Origin of the sequence: Gilliamella sp. wkB72, from assembly GCF_001693745.1 — a bacterium.
In the GTDB taxonomy this organism is placed as follows: Bacteria; Pseudomonadota; Gammaproteobacteria; order Enterobacterales; family Orbaceae; genus Gilliamella; species Gilliamella apicola_E.
The window spans coordinates 1-928 of sequence record NZ_LZEI01000008.1 but is presented as its reverse complement, the minus strand read 5'-3'; the positions used below and the strand labels follow the sequence as shown (position 1 = coordinate 928).

The 928-nt window shown below is 39.4% G+C and carries 1 protein-coding gene and 1 pseudogene; both read right to left on the bottom strand.

The features are described 5' to 3' along the window. Nucleotides 1-207 (bottom strand): annotated as a pseudogene (locus A9G07_RS04515) (hypothetical protein); the annotation flags it as partial. Next, entirely contained in the window at nucleotides 200-826 is a 627-nt protein-coding gene (locus tag A9G07_RS04510; protein WP_065734210.1) for a phage tail protein, read from the bottom strand. The gene A9G07_RS04510 and the pseudogene A9G07_RS04515, both read right to left, overlap by 8 nt. Nucleotides 827-928: the final 102 nt, after the last annotated feature.

The following is a 928-nucleotide window of genomic DNA, read 5'->3' as shown; positions in this document are numbered from 1 at the left end:
TTGATTTATGATTTCCTCCCGATATTTGACCATTGCCTGTAGTTGAGGTGTATCAATTAAATCAGGATTTAAACCAAAATTGCGATCTAAATAGAGCGTACCGCGCATAGTTGTTAAAATCATTCGAATATTTTGCACAATTTCATCACGACCACGCGCGCCGATTTTTATACTACTATTATCAGCAGAAACAATAATGCTATTCATCAGTACCCTCCCCGCCAGTTTCGTTCTGCACAGGAGTCATCGGACGATCACTCGATGCCGGCGGTGAACCAGGTAATCGCTGCGGACCCCCTTTCCCCGTCTCTCCTCGTCGAGCTTCATCTTCACGTTGTGCTGTAGATGCGTTATTAGAATATGAATCGATATATTCAGTTAATGTCAACTCAACCTCGGCAAATAAAATCGCGCCATTTTTTCCAACATGTGTTAGCGTTTCTTCAAATTCGCGTAATGTAAATTTTCCCAGATTTCTAGAGCCGATTATTAATCTATTTGCTGTACCAGCCGATTTAATTTTATTTAATAACATTAAATCGCGCTCTGGTTTAGCGTACGTCCGATTTAGTTGAATATTAAATGTTATTTCGTCAAGTTCTTCGCCCGTGAATTCAGATATTGGTTTTGAGCCAGCGACCTCATGATCTGCGAATTTAGCAGCTGAACGACGAGACAATTCGTCAAACGTTTTAATATGTGACGCGCTAACAGAGAAAACAATATCACCGAATGAGCCGATCCCAAATGAAATTCCAAAATCGCTCAAATCAAAATTTAAAAAATCAGAAACACTCAGATTTGAATCACTACCAACAAAACTCATATATTTGACCCCGACACCCGCCCCTTAGCGGTAATATTAGCATTTGTTGTAATATCGTTTGTTGATGAAATTTTCCCTGTTATCGCCATATTTTGTGAACTA